Here is a 19050-nt window from a genome sequence, read left to right on the forward strand (position 1 = left end):
CCGGACCACCTGGTCACCACCCGTCCCCCGTGCCACCCGTCCCGTGAGCCGCCTGGAAGGTCTCCACCCCGTGCGTACACGCGATCGCTACCTCTTCATCAGGATCCTGGAAGCCTGCAACGCCGACTGCTTCATGTGCGAGTTCGCCCTCTCCCGCGACACGTTCCGCTTCTCCCGGGAGGACTTCGACGACCTGGTGCCCAAGGCCAGGGACGCCGGCGTGGGCTACATCCGGTTCACCGGTGGCGAGCCGCTGATGCACCCGGACGTGGTTGAACTGGTGCGCTCGGGGACGGCCGGCGGGATGAGGATGTCCCTGATCACCAACGGCTCGCTGCTGCCCCGGATGGCCGCCCCGCTGGCTGCGGCCGGCCTGGCCCAGGTGATCGTCAGCCTGGACGGCGCCTCGGGCGCCACCCACGACGTCTACCGGCGCTCCCCCGGCATGTTCGACAGCGGGCTGAAGGGCCTGCGCGACGCCGCCGCGCTCGGCGTCCTGCCCAGGGTCAACACCGTGGTCGGCCCGCACAACTACACCGAGATGCCACGCCTGCAACAGGTCCTGACCGAGGCGGGGGTACGGCAGTGGGAACTGTCCGCGCTCAAGCTCGACCGCACCATCACCTACCCCGACGCCGATCACGTCCGCAGCGTCTGCGATCCGATCTACGAAACCGACCCGGCCACCCTCCTGGTCCCGATGGGCAAGCGCTTCTACGGCGACACCCCGCAGGAGCAGGAGCGGTACTTCACCCGGTCCGTCACCCCGCGCGCCGCCGAACCGCTGTGTCACGTCGCCGACGACGTCATCTACGTCGACGGCAAGCTCGGGCGGATGTTCTCGTGCAGCTGCCTCCCTCACCGGGAGGGCGACGACGGGCCCGGTGGTGCACCCCTGCGGGAGCAGGGGGTGATCCGCCTGGACACCCCGGCCTTCCGGGCCCATGCCGACTACTTCCGCGAGCGCGGCCCCGAGGTGTGCAGCGGGTGCTCCACCACCGCTGCCGGCTACAGCGACGACGTGGCCCGGCTCGGGGCGGTGGGACCATGGCACTACTGACCTCCGCCGAGGAGGCCCCGGCCGCGCCGGAGCGCCGCGCCGCGCACGGCCCGCGGGTGCTGCTGAGCGCCCGCGAGGACCAGTTGGACTCGACGCTCGCCCTGCGCCGGGTCGCCGCCCACCTCGGCGACCTCCGTCCGGTCGGCTGGTCCGACCTCGACCCCCTACCGGTCGCGGCACTGGTCTGCGACGACGTGCCGGCCACCGAGCGGCTGCTGGGCCTGGGCGTGCCGGTGGTGCACCTGAGCTCGGGTCATCCGGGCCCGGGCGCCGAGGACACGCCGCCGAGGGGTGCACTCGGACGGATTCACCGGCCCGGGTGGCTGCCACTGTCCGCTCCCCTCGTCCGCGGCGCACGGCCCACCGGGCTCCTCGCGCCGCAGCGCACCGGCAGGAGCAGGACCCGCTCGGGCACCCTCCTGCTGCTCTCCCTGTGGTGCGTACCCGACGCGGAAGCGGAGGCCTTCGCCACCGGGGCGCTAAGGGGGTTGGTCGGTGCGGCGCTGCACCGCACCGGGAGCTGCACCGTGGTCGCCGACACCGGGCTCGCGCTCCTGCGGTCCGCCCTGGGCGGCCTCGCGGAGCGTCCGGGCCTCCGGTTGCGCCGGGCCGCCGAGGTCGACACGGACGCACTCCACGCCGATGCCGCAGTATTCCTGGCCTCGCCGGTGCTGGGGGCGCTCGCCCTCGCCCAGGCGCGACGGGCACCGCTGGCCCCGCTGCCGCCGCTCGGGGCCGCCCAACGTGACCTGGCCGAGCAGGTGGCCGAGGTCCTGCCGCTGCCCTCGGCCGGCGATCCCGACGACCCGGGCCTGTGGGCCCTGTCCGCGGCGGCCGCAACCGGCCCGTGGCACCTGCTCGACCCGGCCCTGGACGACCTGCGCGGCGCGCAGCGGGTCGCCCGCACCCTCCGCCAACTCGCGCTCGCCCCGCTGTGAGCGCCCTCCGTGCACCCCGCTGCGGGCCCCGCCCACGGCGAGCCCACCGTAGCCGCCCCCTCCCCCCGCCTCGCCCGTCTGCCGGTCCGGCCTCACCGGTCCCGGCCACCTCACCCACGTCGTCCACGTCGTGCTGGAGCCGCCATGTCCGACACCCTTCACGAACCCCCGGATGCCACCCGCCCCGCACTGATCCGCCCCAGGGTCCCGGAGAGCGACTGGGACGACTGGCGCTGGCACATGCGCCGACGCATCACCACCGTCGAGAAGGCCCGGCAGTGGATCAACCTCGCTCCCGACGAGGAGAAGGCCATCGCCGGGGTGGCGGGCAAGTACCGCTGGAGCGTCACCCCGTACTACGCGTCGCTGATGGACCCGGACGACCCCGGCTGTCCGGTCCGGCAGCAGGCGGTGCCGGCCCTCGGTGAGCTGATGGACTTCCCCGGGGCCGAGGTCGACCCGGTCGGGGACACCTACTACCGCAGGACCAACCGGGTGGTGCACAAGTACCCGGACCGGGTGATCATGCTGATCACCGAGGCGTGCCCGGTCTACTGCCGCCACTGCACGCGCAAGTTCCACACGACCGACGTCGAGGGCACCTACTTCCGGGACGACGAGGGCGGCTCCTTCGACGAGGACCTGCGCTACATCGCCGACCACCCCGAGATCCGGGACGTCCTGCTGACCGGCGGCGACCCGCTGTCCTACCAGGACGGCAAGCTGGAGGAGATCGTCGCCGGGCTCCGGGCGATCCCCAGTGTGGAGATCATCCGTATCGGCAGCAGGTTCCCCGTGCTGCTGCCCCAGCGGATCACCGACGGGCTCTGCTCGATGCTCGCCCGGTACCACCCGGTCTGGCTGAACACCCACTTCAACCACCCGAAGGAGATCACCGTGCAGGCCGCGGCGGCCGTCGACCGCCTGCTGCGGCACGGTATCCCGGTCGGGAACCAGACGGTGCTGCTGCGCGGGATCAACGACGACGTCGCCACCATGCGCACCCTGATGACCGAGCTGCTGCGGATCCGGGTCCGGCCGTACTACCTCTACCACTGCGACAACGTCACCGGGGTCTCGCACTTCATGACGTCCGTGGAGAAGGGCTGGGAGATCATGGCCGGCCTGCAGGGCCACATCACCGGGTTCGGCGTCCCCCAGTACGTCCTGACCACGAAGATCGGCAAGATCCCGATCGCGCAGCCCTCCTTCACCCCCACCCCCGACGGCCTGCTGCTCCGCAACTACCGAGGCCAGGAGATGGTCGTCGACGGTGAGGCGCAGCCGATCACGGAGTCCGACACACCATGAGCTCACTCGACAAGCGGCTCGGGCAGCGCTTCCTGCCCTACGGAGCGAACTACCTCGACTGGTCCGACATGTCGGAGCTGAGGAAGGTGATCGAGCACCAGGTCCTGTTCCGGTACCAGACCGAGACCGAGAGCATGGCCTCCCGGCTGGAGCGGACCGTGGCCGGACGGCTGGGGGCGGGCCACGCCCTGGCCGTGCACAACTGCACGGAGGCACTGCGGCTGGCGCTGATCTCCACCCGTCCCGCCATCGGCGACCTGGTCCACATCCCGGCGGTCACGTTCGTCGCGGTGGCCGGTGCGGTGCTGTCCTGCGGCCTGATCCCGGTGCTGGTCGACGCCGACGACTCACTCTCCATGGACCCGACGCTGCTGCCGCCCGACGCGCAGCGGGTGATCGTGGCCCATATGGAGGGCACGGTGGCGCCGCTGCCGGCGGAGGTGCCGTACCTCGTCGAGGACTGCGCCCAGTCCCTCGGCGCGCGCTTCCCCGACGGCCGGCACGTCGGGACGGCCGGCTACGCCGGGACGTTCAGCTTCCACCACAACAAGGTCCTCACCTCGGGCGAGGGCGGGCTGCTCGTCACGAACGACGAGGACGCCTGGTCGACCATGCGCTGCTACCACGACCACGGCTCGGCGCGGGTGCCGGGGCACTACCCGGCGTGGAACCGGGACGCCCACTTCGGGGAGAACTTCGTGACCAGCGAGCAGGTCGCGGCCGTCCAGTGCCAGCAGTTCAGGCACCTCGACGAACTGCTCGCCGGGCTGGAGCGGATGTACTCCATTGCCATGGCCGAGCTGCCCGACCGGCCCGATCTGGAGGTCCGGCCCCGGGCCGCCGGCGATGTGAAGGTCAGCCTGCGGTTCCGGTGCGAGAGCAAGGAGCTGCGGGACTCCGCGGTGGCTGCGCTCACCGCGGCCGGCATCGCCAACTGGACACTCGGGAAGTACCTGCTGCCCGACCACCCGGTACTCACCGGCCGCCGTTCGCTCTACCGCGACGGGTTTCCGTGGAACCACGCCCCCGAGTCCCCGCTCGCGCTCAGCCGCGACGGCTTCGCCCGGACCAGGGATCTCCTGGACCGCACCCTGTGCGTGCCGTTGTCCCCGGAGCTGCCCGAGGAGGACCAGGTCCTCGCGGCCAAGGCCGTCCGCCAGGTGCTGGAGGCGGTGTGAACGACGCCGAGGTGCTGTTGATGGTGGACGACCGGCCGTCGTCCTTCACCCGCTACGCGGCCCGGGCGCTGCCCGATCGGCTGGTCCTGCTGCGGTTCGCCGGGACGCGGCCGGACCTGCCGGAGGACTATCTCCTCGAAACCGCGCATCTGCCCGCCTTCTGGGTGCGCGAGGGCGTGCCGCAGGCGCAGGAGGCACGGCGGTACCGGGGGTGGGCGGCCGGTCTGCCCGTACCCCCGACCCGGTTCTGCAACCCGTCGGAGCCCAGGCAGGCCGCGGCCCAACGGTTCGCGCAGCTCGCCGGCCTGCCGCATCTGACCGAGCAGCAGGTGACCCTGGTCCGGGACAAGGCCGCCATGAAGGCGCGGTTTCGGGAACTGGGCCTGCGGACGGCGGAGTTCGCGCGGGTGCGGTCGACCGACGACGTCGAGCGGTTCGCCGGCCGGCACGGCTGGCCGGTGGTCCTCAAGCCGGTCGACTCGTTCGCCTGCGTGGACACCCACCGGCTCGCCGGGCCGGGCGAGCTCGCCGCGATCGACCTCGGCACGCGGGACTGGATGGTGGAGGAGCACCTCGGCGGTACCGAGTGGGAGGTGTGCGCGCTCATCCTGGACGGCGAGGTCCTGGACGCCTGGCCGAGCGCGATGCCCTGCCGCCCGCTGGACATCGTCGACGGCGCGATGAACGCCAACATCAGCGTCGGCACCGGCGAGAGCCCACCGGTCGACCTGCGGGCACTGGTCCAGCGCATCGTCACCGGGATGGGCGTGGACCACGGTTACGCGCACATGGAGTTCTTCCTGATCGACGGTGAGGTGTACGCGGGCGAGATCGGCGTGCGGCTCGCAGGCTGCGAGATTCCCGCCAACCACGGTCACGCGTACGGCTTCGACGTCTTCGGTGCCACCCTGGCGGTCTATCTCGGCCGCCGTCCGGAGCTGGAGTACCGCGAGCGCCGCTGTGCGGGCGACCTGCTGCTGCCGCTGCCCGGCTCCGGGACGATCCGGCGGATCACGTCCCGGGAGGAGATCCTGGGGATGCCCGGGGTCGTCGACGCCGTGCTGAAGGTCGGTACCGGCGATCCGGTGACGGCCCGTCGGGCTTCGCACAACGCCTCGGGGTACGCCCATGTCGTGGGAACGTCGGTCGAGGAGGTGGAGCGTCGTATGCGCGAGGTGCTCGACCGGTTCACGATCGAGGTCGTCCCGGCACAGGAGGCCGACGCCGTCCCCGCCTGACCCCCGCCCGTGCCGCCCGCGCGAGCGACGGCACGGCACCCGACTCCGCCGCCCCGGGCGGCCACGGAACGGAGACCCGACCACGTGACCAGCGGCCTGCCCCGTCGCTTCCTCGACCTGCTCACACGTCCCCGGGTGGCCGGCCCGGCCTGGTGGAGCCTCGTCTCCAGGCTGCCGGTCTACCTGATGTCGCTGGCCATCGTGCTGACGGTCCGTGAGCAGGGCGGCAGTTACGCCCAGGCCGGCCTGGTCGCTGCGCTGTACACACTGGGGATGGCCCTCGGCAGCCCGCTGATCGCCCGCCGCCTCGACCGTAGCGGCCGATCGGCGGTGCTGACCGCGACCGCCTTCGCCTACCCGGCGGCGCTCGCCGTCCTGGTGTGGGCGACCCGCCCGGGCGGCTGGGCGCAGCCCGTGGCCGCGGTCGTCGCCGGGGTGGTGCTGCCGCCCGCGAACGCCTGTATGCGCTCGCTCTGGGCGCGGCTGCCGCTCCAGGAGGAGGAACGCGAGACGGCCTACCTCTGGGAGGCGCTGCTCACGGAGGTCCTGGTGATCGGTGCGCCGCTGATGCTGGCGGCGCTGATGCTGGTCGGCTCGGCGGGCATGGCGCTGACGGCGGTCGCGGTGGTGGGCGGCGTGGGCACGCTCGGGCTCGCGCACACCCGACTGCCGGTCGGCACCGAAGGCGCCCCGGTGGCCGCTCCGAAGGAGCCGCGCCATCCACTCGGCCCGCTGCGGGAGCCGGCCCTGCTGGCACTGACCGGCATCATGGCCCTCTCCGCGGTACCCATCGGTCTGCTGACCCTGGCGATCCCGGCCTTCGTCGCCCGGCACGGGGCGCCGGGCGACGCGGGCGTGGTGTACGCGTGCTGGGGGGTCGGCAGCGCGCTGGGTGCCCTGTGGCTCGGCCGCTCCCAGTCCCAGGTGGCCCCCCAGGTGCGCTTCCCGCGCCTGCTGCTGGCCTACGCCCTCGGGACCGGGCTGACGCTGCTCGCCGGCTCCCAGCTGGGCCTGGCCGTGGCACTCACGGTGGGCAGCGTGCCCATCGCCCTGGTCTCCGCCAGTGAGATGAGCCTGGTGAGCGGCATCGCCGACGGACGGTCCATGGCGGAGGCGTTCACCTGGGCGTCGCTGGCCACCGTACTGGGCGACGCCGTGGGCCAGCAGGCCGGCGGGCTGCTGATGGACCCGTTCGGGCCGCGGGCGGTCTTCGCCGTGGCGACCGGAACCGCCCTGGCCGCCGCCGGGCTGGCCTTCGCCTGCCGGGGGCTACTGACCCGGCAGGTGGCACCGGCCGTGGAGTGTGCGGCATGACGGCCGGGCCCACCGTCCGCGGCCCCCCGTCGGCCCGTTCGCCCGTCGTCGGCTCGCGCGCGCAGCCGCTCCCCTTCCCTCCCGCCCTCCCGGCGCGGACAACGCGAGGTGGTCCACCATGAATGCCGCCCTCACCGACCAGCGGCCCGACCGGCCGTCCGGGTCGGCTCCCCTGTTCCGTCCGGTCACCCGGCAGGAGTTACCGCAGGCGGTCCGGGAGTTCCTGGACTCCCCCCAGCTCCTGGCGGTGCCGGTCCCGACCGAGGACCGCGCCGATCTGGCGCAGAGCGTCGAGCTCGCCGGCCGGCTGTACGGCGGCCTGCGCAAGCCGCACCCGCTGGACGTCGGGATCGTCCTTGGCGAGGCGCAACTGCCCGAAGGGCTCGCGGAGCTGGCCCGCCCGCTCGCCCGGACGTGGGTGGCCGAGGAGGAGCTGGCCGACGTCACGGCGTTCCAGGCCCGGCACAGCGGCTCGCTGCTGGTCGTCGGCTGCTACGACCGGCTCACCCTCGACCCGGTGCGGGCCCTGCTGATGGCGACCTATCGCGGCCCGCGGCACGGACTGACACTGCTGAGCGGCCGGGACGGCGCCTCGGTCGTCTGGAACGTGGCCAAGCAGTACGCGGAGCCGGCCCTCGACATCGACGCACTCGGCCTCTTCACCGACACCGACCGGCCGCCCAGGCTGCCCGGCGTCCAGGTGTTCGACGACCGCGACTTCGACCGTTCGGACATCCAGGCGGAGATCCTGGGCACCCGGTGGCGGCGGGTGGCCTTCCAGGGACACGGCAAGGACGACAGCGTCAACCTCGGCGAGTTCACCATCTGCGGCCTCAACGGCTCGGCTCCGGCCAGGCCCGGGCTGCTCGGCCCGCGCTGCGCGTACGGACTGCCCTGCTACAAGCCGGAGGACAAGCTGGTCCCCCTCAACCGGGTGGAGGCCGTGGAGCTGGTGCTCAGCGCGTGCAACAGCGGCCCGCTCGCGGACCTCGCCCTGTACGACCCCAAGTACCAGCTGCTGTTGAACGCCCTCGACGGCCCGGCCCGCACGGTGGTCTCGGCCGTGTCAGTGCACGACTCCGACCGGCCGGAGAACGTCGCCTGGATGCACGGCGCCCTCATCGGCGCGGACTCCGTCGACACCCTCAACGCCAGTCTGGCGGGCTCGCACCCCTACCCGGCGTTCATGCGCTTCGGACTCCCGGGGGCACCGCAGGACACGCCGGCGCCGCCGGCGCCGGCGGACCACCGCCCCGACCCGCTGCTGCTCACCGTGGGCGGCCGACTCACCGCCTACCTCGCTTCGGACCTGCTCCCGCACAACCACCCGCTGCGGCCCCGGCTGGCCAAACTGGCCCGGAAGGTCGATCTCTGGGTGGCCAGGCCCACCCATCTCGCCGACCAGTCGCCCGAGCAGATCGACGCCTCGCTCACGGCGGACCTCCAGTCCCTCGACCATGTGATCACCGAGCAGGTCGCGGCCTGCCCCGAGACCGAGCTGATGAACTACCCGGCGCACTTCGGCGACCGCAGCAGCCTGGACCCGCAGGTCACGGAGGTCACCTGCCACTGCGGCCGCCCCGCGCAGGAGTTCACCCGGCGGGGCCTGCTCCCGCACGTCCTGGACACCATCTGCGCCGTCTGCATGCGGTGCGGCGATGTCACCTTCCGCATTCCGGACGCCCCCGCACTGCTCGCCCACGCCGCGGACGAGGTCGAGCAGGGCGGGGTGCTGGAGGTACGGGCCACGGTCACCCCGGCCCGGCCCGGCCCGGTACGGCTGGGCCTCTTCGTGCCGAGCTACCTGCGCGAGGACACGACCGTGGAACCGGTGACGACCAAGGTCAGGCTCGCCGGCGAGCGGGCCGAGGACATCGCGTTCCGGGTGCGGTTCGCCCCCGACACGGCCCCGCAAGCCTACTACTTCACGGTGTTCGCCGTGCAGGACCTCGCCGTCTCGACGGCCCGGCGCCACTTCGGGGTCGTCCCTCGCAGCGACTGACACACCCGCACCACCTGACCCACCCATACCGCCTGACCCACCCACAACCCGCAGGGAGAACCATGGAGAGCCAGAGCGTCGCGGAGCGGGGTACCACCCCCCAGGACAAGCCGGCGATCGAACTGATCGAGCAGAACGGCGAGGTGACCCTCAGCATCGGCGGCGAGCAGGCCATGCAGGCCTGGGAGCGGGACCTGATGTGGGCCAGCGCCGACATGCTCTGCGAGTACGGCCGGGACTTCTACGAGGTAGGGCTGGGACTCGGCCTGTCCGCGCTGCGCATCGCCGGCAACCCGGCGACCCGGCGCCACACCGTGCTGGAACTCTTCGACGAGGTCGAGGACCTGTTCCGGGCCCGGCACCCGCAGGTGCCCGACAACCTCACCGTCGAGCGCGGCGACTTCTTCCAGCGGGTCTTCGAGCTGCCCTCCGAGAGCATCGACGGGATGTTCTTCGACCCGGCCCTCGACATGGAGGTCTGGACGGACGCCGAACTGTGGGCCAGGACCATGCCGGAGGTCGTCCGGGTGCTGCGTCCCGGCGGTGTGTTCATCCCGTTCTTCAGCACCAAGCCGGAGCTGCGCTGGCAGTACCTTCCGCACTTCCGCTCGATCCGGGTCGAACGGCACCCGTTCGTCGCGTACGACACCACCGAGTACACCCACGGCGGCACCACCGGCGACGCCTTCATCCAGTGCTTCCTCAAGGACTGACCCGGCCCGCCGCCTTCAGCCCACGCCCGCCCGCCGGTCGGCCCTCACCCGACACCGCTCACCGGCGCTGCTCCGGAGGTATCCCCATGACCATCACGCTGCCCCATGACTCCCGCCCTGACCTGGGCATCCGTTCGATCTTCCTCGCCGGCCCGTTCATCCAGCTCCTGGATCCGGAGACCGGAGAGATGCCGGCCGATGCCCGGGCCCCGTTCGACGTCCTGATCAAGCACTTCGAGGCGCAGGGAATCTCCGTGCACAACGCCCATCGCCGCGAGGCGTGGGGTGCGGAACTGATGCGGCCGGAGCAGTGCACCCGGCTTGACCAGGACGAGATCCGCAAGGCCGACGTCTTCGTCGCCCTGCCTGGTCATCCGGCCTCCCCGGGCACCCACATCGAGATCGGCTGGGCCAGCGCCTTCGACAAGCCGATCGTCCTGCTGCTGGAACGCGGCAGGGAGTACACCTTCCTGGTCCAGGGCCTGCACACGGTGGCATCGGTGGAGTACGTGGTCCACTCCGACGTCGCCGCCTGCCTGCCTGCCGTCGACCGGGCGGTAGACCTGGCGGTGCTGCGGCAGCGGGAGGGCAACGGCGGTCGGTGACCGGACGAGCGCCCCGGGCTCCGGCCTCGGCCGGAGCCGGAGCCTCCTGCACGCGGCCCGGCCGCCGACTCCCGAGGAGAACTGATGAGCAGGTCCGCTCGGCTCCTGGCAGCCGTCCTCGCGTGCTTCGCGCTGATCGCCACCACCACGGGCGGCGCTCCACCCGGCAACGGGCGGCGTGCCGAGCCGGACCGGACGCCGGCCTCGGCCGCCTACACGGTCGAGCTGACCGGCGACTCCTCCGGAGGCGACTGGTCCGGGCACGAGCACGTGAGCTTCACCAATGTCTCGGCGGAGCCGCTCCACGAGATCTTCCTGAGGCTGTGGGGCAACGCCCACGGGGGCTGCTCGGCACCGTCCGTCACCGTGACGCACCTGGCCGGGGCCGCCGCGGGCGAGCTCTCGGTCGGGTGCACCGCGCTGCGGATCGCCCTGCCGGCCCCGCTCGGTCCCGGCGGGCGCCACAGTGTCGGCTTCGACCTCACCATCCGGGCCCCCGAACTCAAGGACAGCGCCGGGCGGTTCGGGCGGCACGGGGCGTACAGCTACTTCGGCAACGCCCTGCCGGTGCTCGCGATCCGGGACACCGCCGGCTGGCACCTCGACCCGTTCACCGACACCGGGGAGTCCTTCTACGCGCTGGCTGGCGACTTCACCGTCGCGCTCGACCATCCGGCCGTCCTGGGGGTGCCCGCCACCGGCGGCTCAGCCGACACCCCGGGCTCCGCCGGACGAACCGTCACCACGGCGACCGCCCGACGGGTGCGTGACTTCGCCTGGGCCGCGGGCCCGTTCGACACCGTCTCCAGGGTCTCCGCAGGCGGGGTCACGATCAACGTCCACACCGTGGCCGGCGTCGGTGCGGCGGACGCTCAGGCGGTGCTGGCCACCGCCGAGTCCGCGATGGACACGCACGCCCGCGCGTTCGGCGCCTACCCGTACCCGGAGCTGGACGCCGTCCTGGACAACGACCTCTGGTTCAGCGGCATGGAATACCCGGGGTTCGTCCTGGACCGGGTGAACACGACCGCGCTCATCCACGAGATCGCCCACCAGTGGTGGTACGGCATCGTCGGAGACGACCAGTACCACCAGCCCTGGCTGGACGAATCGTTCGCCGAGTACGCCACCGACCTGGGACGCGGTCGGGACGGGGCGGACTGCTGGAGCACCGTCGTGTGGGCATCGCCGCAGGAACGGATCACCAACGGCATGGCGTACTGGGACGATCACCCGGAACGGTACGAGGACGTCGTCTACGACTACGGCGCGTGCGCGCTGCACGACCTGCGGCGGCTGATCGGAGCCGACGCGATGACCCGCCTGCTCCGCGGCTACGCGCGCGTCCACTGGTACGGCGTGAGCAGCACCCCCGCTTTCAAGGCCGCCGCCCAGGCCGCCACCACCGAGGACCTGACACCGTTCTGGGCCGCCCACCGGATCGATGCCTGACCGAATCGGCCGCGGGCGGCGGCTGAGTTCGTCGCAACACTCTCCTCCTTCCCGTGCCGATGGGAAGGAGGAGAGTGCCCGCCGGGCGGTCGCGGTCAGCCGATGGCGGCTCCCCGGACGAAGCCGGCGAAGCGGTCGGCGAACTCGGCGCTGACGTAGAGTCTGTTGTCGTTCTGGACGAACAGGTCGAGGTGCTTCTCCAGCCAGTCCGTGAAGATCTTGCCCGTCCGGTGGTCGTCGAAGGCCTGACGGCTCGTCCAGGCGCCCATGAAGATCACCTCGTTCGGGGTGGGCGGCGGCAGGGAGCCCGTCACCTCGGCGGTGTGCAGGCAGTACATGAGGGTGTCGGGCTCGCCGTCCTTCACCTGCTGCACCAGGTCCTTCAGGGCGGCCACCGCCTCCTGCTCGCGGCCGGGCAGGCACCACCACTTCGTGACGACGGAGATCACCGGTCCTGTCCTCCTCGGTTCTCGAGCCGCTGGACGAGCTTGTCCCGGTCTCCGCCCGGTGGTACGTAGGAGAAGCGGGGGCAGAGCGTGTGCCCGGGCTTGGCCGGGTTCGGGATGCGCATCAGGGCGACGGCCGTGTTCTTCAGCGCGTACATGGAGTGGACGGCCAGCCGCAGCGCCGGCCGTTCCCGGTCGGCGTGGCGGTCGAGCGGGTCGACGACCTCCTTCGGCTCACCCGCGAACGCGCGGTAGATGTCGTCGACGAGCTGCGAGTACGCCAGGTCGAAGGCGTCCAGGGCGGAGCCTTCGGGGCTGCCGTCGGAGCCGCCGTTGTGCGGGGTGTACAGCGCCGGCTGGACGGCGGTGTAGTCGACCAGCAGCATGGCCCCCTCGGGGTTCTGGTCGGCCCGCTGGTCGGTGCGGAACCGGCGGCCGGTCTGGAGTTCGCGGAAGCGGGCGTAGTGGGAGTACATCTGCCAGCCGGAGCCGAGCCGGTCCGCGTCGGTGACCGTCTTCGCGGGCCGGCGCAGGTAGTCCTCTGGCAGGCCCTCGCCCTGGTCGATGATCTTCAGGACAGCCTCGCGCGCCGTGGCGCGGTCCTTCACCTCGATGACGTGGCCGGCGCCGCCGTAGTAGTCGCCGTCCGGAATCTGGCGGACGGGCTCGAAGGCGCCGTCCGGGCAGATCGCCGGGTCGTTCAGGGCCGCATCGACCGCGTCGTAGAACTCGCCGATGGTGCGGAAGCCGCCCGGCTCGGCGGGAATGTCGTCGAGGGTGGCAGCGCCGTGCAGGGGGTGCTCGATCCGGACGAAGCTGTCCACGGCGCGGAGCGTGAGCGGGAGCAGTTCGAGCGTGCCGATGCCGGAGATCAGCGGGCTGTCCAGCGGATAGGCGGGGATCGGGCTGAGGTTCCTGCGGTCCTGGAAGTCGACCGGCTCCGGGCTGGGGACCTCTCCGAGGGCGTTGAGGACGTTGGCGGCGAGCGTCATGTGGAGCATCTCCTCCATGACCACGCTGCGGATCGTCTGCGCCGCGTCGGTGTTGCGGCCCGCCTCGATGGAGTACAGCGCGGTGAGGTAGACCGGGACGGTGCTGAGCTCCAATCCGATGGCCAGTTGCAGCGCGGCCTTGAGGTCCTTGAGGCTGGTGATCCTGGTGGGCTCGGTCATGCGTCCTTCCCCTTCAGCTGCTCGGCGATCCGGTCGCCGGTTCGGATGGCCAGCGCGGTCATGGTGAGCGTGGGGTTGGAGGTGCCCAGGGTCGGCATGCTGCCGCAGCCGACGATGTAGAGGTTGGGCAGGTCGTGGCTGCGCTGGTAGCTGTCGACCACGGAGGTGGTCGGGTCGACGCCCATCCGGTGGGTGCCGACGACGTGTCCCGCACCGCGCACCCAGTAGGTCGCGCCGTCGTAGGTGACGGCCGACGGGTCGTTCGGGTCGTAGTGGGTGTAGTCGCCGGGCCGGTACTCGGGGCGCCGGACCTTGTCGCCGATGCCGAGCTGGGTGAACAGCTGCCGGCTCGCCTCCGAGGCCCAGGGCAGCGAGGCCCGCACGTACGGCGAGAGGTCGTAGTGGATGACGGGCCGGTGGTTGCCGAGCGGGTCCTTGTAGCGGTCGTCGATGGTGACCCGGTTGGTCGGTTCGGGGTCCTGCTCCAGCTCCCATGCGATCCGGAACTGGCGGGGAAGGATCTTGCCGAGCCGCGCACGCAGTTCCCTGCCGTAGAGCCCCACCTGCCCGCTCTCCCCGCCGCCGACCAGGTCGTGGACGGTGTCGTAGGGGGCGTTCTCCGGGAAGTTCCAGCCCCAGTTGCCGATCTCGACGCGGAAGGCGGTGCGCTCCGAGCGGAAGGAGCCGTCCCGGAAGGCGGGGATTCCGGAGGTCGAACCGGGGCCGCGGTAGGCGCCGACACTGTCGTCGAGCAGGCCCCAGGTGATCAGCAGCGGATGGTCCATCAGGTTGCGGCCGACCTGGTCGCTGTTGTTGGCGGCACCGGAGGCGAGCAGCAGGGTGGCGTTCTCGATGGCGTTGGCAGCCAGGATGTAGGTGTCGGCGGTGACGGTGTGCTCCACCGGCGCACTGCCGTCGTCGGAGTACGCCTGGTAGCTGAGCCCGGTGACGGTCCCGGTCCCGCCCTTCTGCTGGGTGTGCCGGACGCGGGAGACGACGCACTGGCTACGGATGGCGACCCTGGCCTTGCGGGGGCCGCCGTCCGCCGGATCCCGGTCCGGGTACATGACGAGCAGTGCGTAGAGCGTCTTGAGCGCGTTGTACTTGGCCTGGACGGGGCAGATCGGGATGCAGCTGGAGTTGCCCTCGCAGCGCTGCCCGTGGTCGAAGTTCCCGACCGCGCCGATCACCTGGTAGCCCTTGTACGGCTGGGAGTTGCGGCCGACCGGGGTGTTGCTGAGCTCGATGGGGAAGGTGTGCGGCCTGCCGTGCTCGTCGATCAGCTCGACCACCAGGCCGGCGGACTTCTTGGCCAGGTACTGGTCGAGATAGCTGCTGGGGATCCGCTCCATCGGGAAGTGGTAGACCCCGCCGGGGAACTTCTCGGTGTCTGCGCTCTTGAAGAACTTCTTCGGGTCGCCGCCGATGCCGGGGTAGACCTGGTCCTCGACGTCGGCCGAGACGCCGATGATGTCCCACTCGGCCCGCTCGTAGTAGGGCTTCAGGTCCTCGTAGCCCAACGGCCAGTTCACGCTGCGCTGGTACTCGTCCCACATCCTGAAGTCATTGGGGAGCATCCGCAGGCAGGTGCCGAGCCAGTGCAGCGTGGTACCGCCGAGGGAGCGGGCGTAGTCGCTGCCGAACGGCAGCGGGCCCATCTGGACGAAGTACCCGTTGTCACTGGGCACTCTGGTCTTGCCGTCGTGGTCCATGATCGGCCGGCCGATGTCGAGGACGTCCGGCTGCGGCGCCGAACTGCTCGCGGGGTAGGGCGAGTTAGGGACCTTGGCGATCGCCTCCTGGTACGCGTCCACATACGTGTCGTACTTGTCGGCGCTCATCGCCGTGGCCCGGCCGGCCTCCAGGATGAGGACGCGGGGGTGTCTGGGCGGGGTCTGGGCGGCGGCCTTCTCGATGACCGTCTTGGCGAGCGTGGCGGCGGAGATGCCGCCGCCGACGATGACGATGTCGTAGTCGTTGGTGCTCATGGCGCTTCCTCGGGCTCAGAAGACGGGCAGGGAGGGCGGTTCCGCCCAGGAGCCGAAGCCGGGCGGCTTGGCGCCCATGGGGTGGGCTCCGGCGGCGGCCCAGACCAGGCCCTCGCGGTAGGCCTGCGGGGAGACGACGTGCTCGACGTCGTCTGCGGTCGATCCGTTGACGTCGCGGTAGCCGCCGGACAGCGGGTACCAGCTGCCGAGGTACCAGAGCTTGATCAGGCTGACGATGACCGGCGAGTAGCGCGGGTTCTCGACGACCTGCCTCCGCAGGGCCTCGCCGTCGCGGTTCTTCCGGTCGGCGGCAAGGGCCTCGGTGGCGGCCTGGAACAGGTGCCCGGCCTCGCGTTCGCCGATGATCCGCAGCAAGGTGGTGTAGTAGGTCTCGATGAGGCCGGTGCCGGCCAGTTCCGCCCTGTCGAAGCCGGTCAGGGCCACGGAGAGCTCGGTGAAGATCTGTTGGGGACTGGGGTTCGTTGTGCCGTTTGCCATGGGTTACTCCCGGGAACTGCAGGTCAGCAGATGGTGCGGTTGATCGGGCTCAGGTCGAGCGGGCGGCTGAGGTCCGGCTCGAAGGTCGAGTCGACCGACTGCTGGAAGCGGAAGAAGCCGGTGGGGTCGGCGGCCGCCTTGACGGCCCTCAGCCGGGCCAGGTTGTCGCCGTAGTAGGCCACGGCCCAGTCCTTCTGCAGCGGGTCGATGTAGTTGACGTAGGCGCCGTGGAAGTCGGCGCTGAGCGCCTCGCCGAAGTCGAAGGCCCACTCCGCGTTGGTGCGGGTGTCGGCGGGGTCGGTCCAGATGGCCTTGAGTTCGAAGATGTAGCGCTTGTCCCGGTGCGGGTAGGGCCCGTGGTTGTCGCCCTCCGGCTCGCGGACCTTGCCGCGGCCGTGGGTCCACACGACGAAGCTGTCGGGCGAGGGGGCGCTCTCCATCGCGTCCTTGACGGCCTCGATCATGCCGCTGTGCCAGCCGCCCTCGCCGATGACCCCGGAGCGGATGTAGGCCTGGCGGTCACCGACCAGGGTGGAGCGGCCGATGGTGGCCTCCCAGGTCGGCAGCGGCATCGAGTAGATGCTCGCGTTGAAGGGCTTGAGCCGCAGCATCGGCTGCAGCAGGTCGACGCCCTCGGCGTACTCCCCGTTGAAGACCGGGGTGATCCGGAAAGTGGGGATCTTCCGGGTCGGCTCGGCCGGGTCGGGGTCGCGGCCGACATAGCCGTAGGCGGCCATCGCCCGGGGGACGTCCTTGGCCCACGCGTCGTAGGCGGCGATCACCTCCTGGGCACGCTCCAGCGGGTAGGACAGCGCGCCACCCATCACGGTCGCGGCCGCGGGCGTGTGCAGTTGGAGGGTCATCTCGACGGCGACGCCGAAGTTGCCGCCGCCTCCGCCGCGGCAGGCCCAGAACAGGTCCCGGTCGGCCTCGTCGGGGGCATCGGCTGTCAGGGTGCGCAGGCGACCCGCGGCGTCGACCAGCTTGATCTCGGTGACGTTGTCGCTGCCCAGTCCGTAGGAGCGCGAGACGAAGCTGTAGCCGCCGCCCTGCAGGAAGCCGGGCAGGCCGACGGTCAGACAGCCGCCGCCGACCGGGATCAGCGGGGTGGCGTTGCGGGCGACGTACCCGTACACGTCGCTCCAGATGGCGCCCATCTGGACCCGCAGCCGCTTGCTGTCCCGGTCCAGCGTGATGGCCTTCATCAGCCCGAGGTCCAGCACGACGCCGCCCCGGTTGAGGCAGTACCCGGCGGCGCTGTGGCCGCCGCCGCGTACGGTCATCGGCAGTTCGAGCTCCCGGGCGAACGCGATGGCCCGGGTGACGTCGGCGACCGAGTTGGCGCGCACCACGTAGGCCGGCGGCGTCCGGGTACGGCCGTTGTCGATCTCCATCGCCTTGGCGTAGTCCGGGGTGCCCGGCTCGCAGACGTACCCGCTGAGGTGCCGGGCGAGATCGTTGACGGCCCGCTGGTGGCGGCTCACGGTCAGGCCCCGTTCCCGGCCGGCTCCACCACGGTGCCAAACCTCGTCAGGGCGCTCAGACTCGGCACGAAGAAGTACTCGCCGCCGCGCATGGTCACCCACTGGCCGACCCGCTTCGGGAAGAAGGCGTCCATGGGCGCCGGCGGCACCTTCGAGAAGTCCAGCTGGTTGTGGGAGCCGTACACCTTGGGCCAGGGCTGCTCGACCGCCTTGTCCCGGGGGTCCGCGAAGGGCAGCTGGCCGATCACCGCGTCCAGGCCGGTGGCGGGGCACAGGAAGTCCTCGAAGTTCGACCAGATCGCCTGGATGAACTCGAACTGGTCCGCGATGCTGCTCTGCGCGCACAGGAACAGCAGTCCCACGTTGTCGGTGGGCGCGGGGTTCAGCGTCGCGGGACCGAAGCTGATTCCCCGCCGGGCGATGCGCTGGGTCCGCTCCTGGGTGATCGGCACCCCGAACTGGCGCTGTTTGTCGCCGCGCGGGTTGACCTTGCGGACATGGGCCGCGAGGGGGCAGCGCACCGCGTCGACGTCATCGTCGTAGGTGAAGTTGTTCGGCAGCGAAGCCAGCCCCGGCACCTGCTGCTCCACCACCGGGGTACCGTCCTTGAACCGGCCGACCATGTACGCGCCGGCCAGGGCGATGTCGGCGTCCGTGGGATCCTGCGCCTTGGGGTCGGTCTGCTTCGCGATCTCCTGTCCCAGGGCCGACTCGTCGCCGCGGAAGCCCGGCACGTCCTGCTCCAGCTTGCGGTACACGAAGTAGGAGCCGTAGCCGTCGCTCCCGCCCGCCGGGTCCTTGACCAGCACCTGGTCCAGCGGCGCGCTCGGGTCGTACCTGTCGATGCCGCCGTTGCGCGTCCTGGCCTGCTCGATGTCCCGGGCGAGGAAGAGCGGCTGGCTCACCCCGTCCGCGAAGCCGAAGTGCTCGTGGACCGCGCCGGTGGGGCTCGGGTTGCCCTGGGTGTCGAAGCGCATGACGGTGCCGGTCTCCTCCGCGACCGTGGCGCCGATCGCCGCGAGCTGCTGCTTCAGCTCCGCCACCAACGGGTCGATGCGCAGTACCGGATCGTCGTCGGCGACGACGACGAGGGCGTGCAGGGTGGCCTGGAAGGTGGGCTCCCATGCGGTCACCGGCGGGTCGTTGATGATCGTCACCCGGTTCTTGGCGCCGGCGGCGAAGGACGGGTCGTCCGGCGTGAGGTCCGCGCCGAGTCGGAGATCCCGGTACCCGTCGGCCGAGACCATCACGCCGACGAAGACGGCGCTGGCCGAGAGGATCATCGCCATCCGGTCGGCGGGGGTGATCGCACCGTTCCGAGCGATCGTCCTCAGCGTGTCCCGGTAGCTGTTCGCCTCCTCGTACTGCGTCAGGGCCGAGGTGACGTACCTGGGCTGGGCCAGCGCGGCCAGCCACTGCCGCGCCTTCTGCCGGTCGTCGGCGCTCCCTGTGGCGAAGGTGATGAACAGGTGGCGGCTGTGGTCGCGGCCGTGGCCCTTGAGAATGTTGCCCTGCATGTCACCCATGGCGGCCCGAATGGCCTCCTGGGTGTTGCGGGTCGGGGGAACGGTCGGCAGGTCCGGATCGATCGCGGTCTGCTTCAGGTCGATAGCCATACGTTCCACCGTGCGCGGAGCGCGGCCGACCGGAG

16 protein-coding genes are annotated in these 19050 nt (G+C 71.4%); 10 read left to right on the forward strand and 6 right to left on the reverse strand.

Annotation, left to right across the window (positions count from 1 at the left end; all coding sequences use genetic code 11):
* Positions 1–70 precede the first annotated feature (70 nt).
* From blsE to ACIBH3_RS15285, 10 genes are all read left to right on the forward strand, one after another.
* Positions 71–1060: a cytosylglucuronate decarboxylase gene (gene blsE, locus ACIBH3_RS15240; RefSeq protein ID WP_396312421.1), complete on the forward strand. Its 990-nt coding sequence runs from the start codon at positions 71–73 to the stop codon at positions 1058–1060.
* Positions 1048–1998 carry a CGA synthase-related protein gene (gene blsF / locus ACIBH3_RS15245; protein ID WP_396312422.1) on the forward strand — a complete coding sequence of 317 codons (951 nt, stop codon included), beginning with the start codon at positions 1048–1050 and terminating at the stop codon, positions 1996–1998. The genes blsE and blsF overlap by 13 nt, the downstream gene beginning before the upstream one ends.
* A gap of 144 nt (positions 1999–2142) precedes the next feature.
* Positions 2143–3309, forward strand: a complete 1167-nt coding sequence (blsG, locus tag ACIBH3_RS15250) for an arginine 2,3-aminomutase (protein WP_396312423.1) — start codon at positions 2143–2145, stop codon at positions 3307–3309.
* Positions 3306–4487: a DegT/DnrJ/EryC1/StrS family aminotransferase gene (locus ACIBH3_RS15255; RefSeq protein ID WP_396312424.1), complete on the forward strand. Its 1182-nt coding sequence runs from the start codon at positions 3306–3308 to the stop codon at positions 4485–4487. Before blsG ends, ACIBH3_RS15255 begins: the two co-directional genes overlap by 4 nt.
* The gene (locus tag ACIBH3_RS15260; RefSeq protein ID WP_396312425.1) at positions 4484–5725 is read left to right on the forward strand and encodes an ATP-dependent carboxylate-amine ligase; all 1242 of its coding nucleotides are present in this window, start codon (positions 4484–4486) and stop codon (positions 5723–5725) included. The genes ACIBH3_RS15255 and ACIBH3_RS15260 overlap by 4 nt, the downstream gene beginning before the upstream one ends.
* Before the next feature lie 84 nt (positions 5726–5809).
* A complete protein-coding gene (locus ACIBH3_RS15265) occupies positions 5810–7039 on the forward strand; it encodes an MFS transporter (RefSeq protein ID WP_396312426.1) in 1230 nt (409 codons plus the stop codon).
* 118 nt (positions 7040–7157) lie between these two features.
* Positions 7158–9041 (forward strand): hypothetical protein, encoded by a 1884-nt coding sequence (locus tag ACIBH3_RS15270; protein WP_396312427.1) that lies wholly within the window; start codon positions 7158–7160, stop codon positions 9039–9041.
* A gap of 62 nt (positions 9042–9103) precedes the next feature.
* Positions 9104–9754: a class I SAM-dependent methyltransferase gene (locus ACIBH3_RS15275; RefSeq protein WP_396312428.1), complete on the forward strand. Its 651-nt coding sequence runs from the start codon at positions 9104–9106 to the stop codon at positions 9752–9754.
* 86 nt (positions 9755–9840) lie between these two features.
* On the forward strand, positions 9841–10359 hold the full coding sequence (locus tag ACIBH3_RS15280; RefSeq protein WP_396312429.1) for a nucleoside 2-deoxyribosyltransferase: 519 nt from the start codon (positions 9841–9843) through the stop codon (positions 10357–10359).
* Positions 10360–10443: 84 nt separating this feature from the next.
* A complete protein-coding gene (locus tag ACIBH3_RS15285; protein ID WP_396312430.1) occupies positions 10444–11811 on the forward strand; it encodes a M1 family metallopeptidase in 1368 nt (455 codons plus the stop codon).
* Between the two features lie 95 nt (positions 11812–11906).
* Here ACIBH3_RS15285 and ACIBH3_RS15290 read toward each other — a convergent pair whose 3' ends face one another.
* The 6 genes from ACIBH3_RS15290 to ACIBH3_RS15315 are packed head-to-tail and all read right to left on the reverse strand — an operon-like array spanning position 11907 to position 19015.
* Positions 11907–12260 (reverse strand): putative quinol monooxygenase, encoded by a 354-nt coding sequence (locus tag ACIBH3_RS15290; protein WP_396312431.1) that lies wholly within the window; start codon positions 12258–12260, stop codon positions 11907–11909.
* Positions 12257–13429 carry a ferritin-like protein gene (locus ACIBH3_RS15295; RefSeq protein ID WP_396312432.1) on the reverse strand — a complete coding sequence of 391 codons (1173 nt, stop codon included), beginning with the start codon at positions 13427–13429 and terminating at the stop codon, positions 12257–12259. The genes ACIBH3_RS15290 and ACIBH3_RS15295 overlap by 4 nt, the downstream gene beginning before the upstream one ends.
* Positions 13426–15417 (reverse strand): GMC family oxidoreductase, encoded by a 1992-nt coding sequence (locus tag ACIBH3_RS15300; protein ID WP_396312433.1) that lies wholly within the window; start codon positions 15415–15417, stop codon positions 13426–13428. Before ACIBH3_RS15300 ends, ACIBH3_RS15295 begins: the two co-directional genes overlap by 4 nt.
* A 15-nt stretch (positions 15418–15432) precedes the next feature.
* Positions 15433–15915, reverse strand: a complete 483-nt coding sequence (locus ACIBH3_RS15305; RefSeq protein WP_396312434.1) for a hypothetical protein — start codon at positions 15913–15915, stop codon at positions 15433–15435.
* Positions 15916–15938: 23 nt separating this feature from the next.
* Positions 15939–17399 (reverse strand): FAD-binding oxidoreductase, encoded by a 1461-nt coding sequence (locus tag ACIBH3_RS15310; protein WP_396312435.1) that lies wholly within the window; start codon positions 17397–17399, stop codon positions 15939–15941.
* Positions 17400–17401: 2 nt separating this feature from the next.
* A complete protein-coding gene (locus ACIBH3_RS15315) occupies positions 17402–19015 on the reverse strand; it encodes a Dyp-type peroxidase (RefSeq protein ID WP_396312436.1) in 1614 nt (537 codons plus the stop codon).
* Positions 19016–19050 lie beyond the last annotated feature (35 nt).

Source organism: Kitasatospora sp. NPDC050543 (genome assembly GCF_044457565.1).
In the GTDB taxonomy this organism is placed as follows: Bacteria; Actinomycetota; Actinomycetes; order Streptomycetales; family Streptomycetaceae; genus Kitasatospora.

Bases quoted from the DNA above. Each gene is read 5' to 3' on its own strand.
- blsF (WP_396312422.1), top strand. From the start codon at position 1,048: ATGGCACTACTGACCTCCGCCGAGGAGGCCCCGGCCGCGCCGGAGCGC.
- blsG (WP_396312423.1), top strand. From the start codon at position 2,143: ATGTCCGACACCCTTCACGAACCCCCGGATGCCACCCGCCCCGCACTG.
- ACIBH3_RS15255 (WP_396312424.1), top strand. From the start codon at position 3,306: ATGAGCTCACTCGACAAGCGGCTCGGGCAGCGCTTCCTGCCCTACGGA.
- ACIBH3_RS15270 (WP_396312427.1), top strand. From the start codon at position 7,158: ATGAATGCCGCCCTCACCGACCAGCGGCCCGACCGGCCGTCCGGGTCG.
- ACIBH3_RS15275 (WP_396312428.1), top strand. From the start codon at position 9,104: ATGGAGAGCCAGAGCGTCGCGGAGCGGGGTACCACCCCCCAGGACAAG.
- ACIBH3_RS15280 (WP_396312429.1), top strand. From the start codon at position 9,841: ATGACCATCACGCTGCCCCATGACTCCCGCCCTGACCTGGGCATCCGT.
- ACIBH3_RS15285 (WP_396312430.1), top strand. From the start codon at position 10,444: ATGAGCAGGTCCGCTCGGCTCCTGGCAGCCGTCCTCGCGTGCTTCGCG.
- ACIBH3_RS15295 (WP_396312432.1), bottom strand. From the start codon at position 13,429: ATGACCGAGCCCACCAGGATCACCAGCCTCAAGGACCTCAAGGCCGCG.
- ACIBH3_RS15300 (WP_396312433.1), bottom strand. From the start codon at position 15,417: ATGAGCACCAACGACTACGACATCGTCATCGTCGGCGGCGGCATCTCC.
- ACIBH3_RS15305 (WP_396312434.1), bottom strand. From the start codon at position 15,915: ATGGCAAACGGCACAACGAACCCCAGTCCCCAACAGATCTTCACCGAG.
- ACIBH3_RS15315 (WP_396312436.1), bottom strand. From the start codon at position 19,015: ATGGCTATCGACCTGAAGCAGACCGCGATCGATCCGGACCTGCCGACC.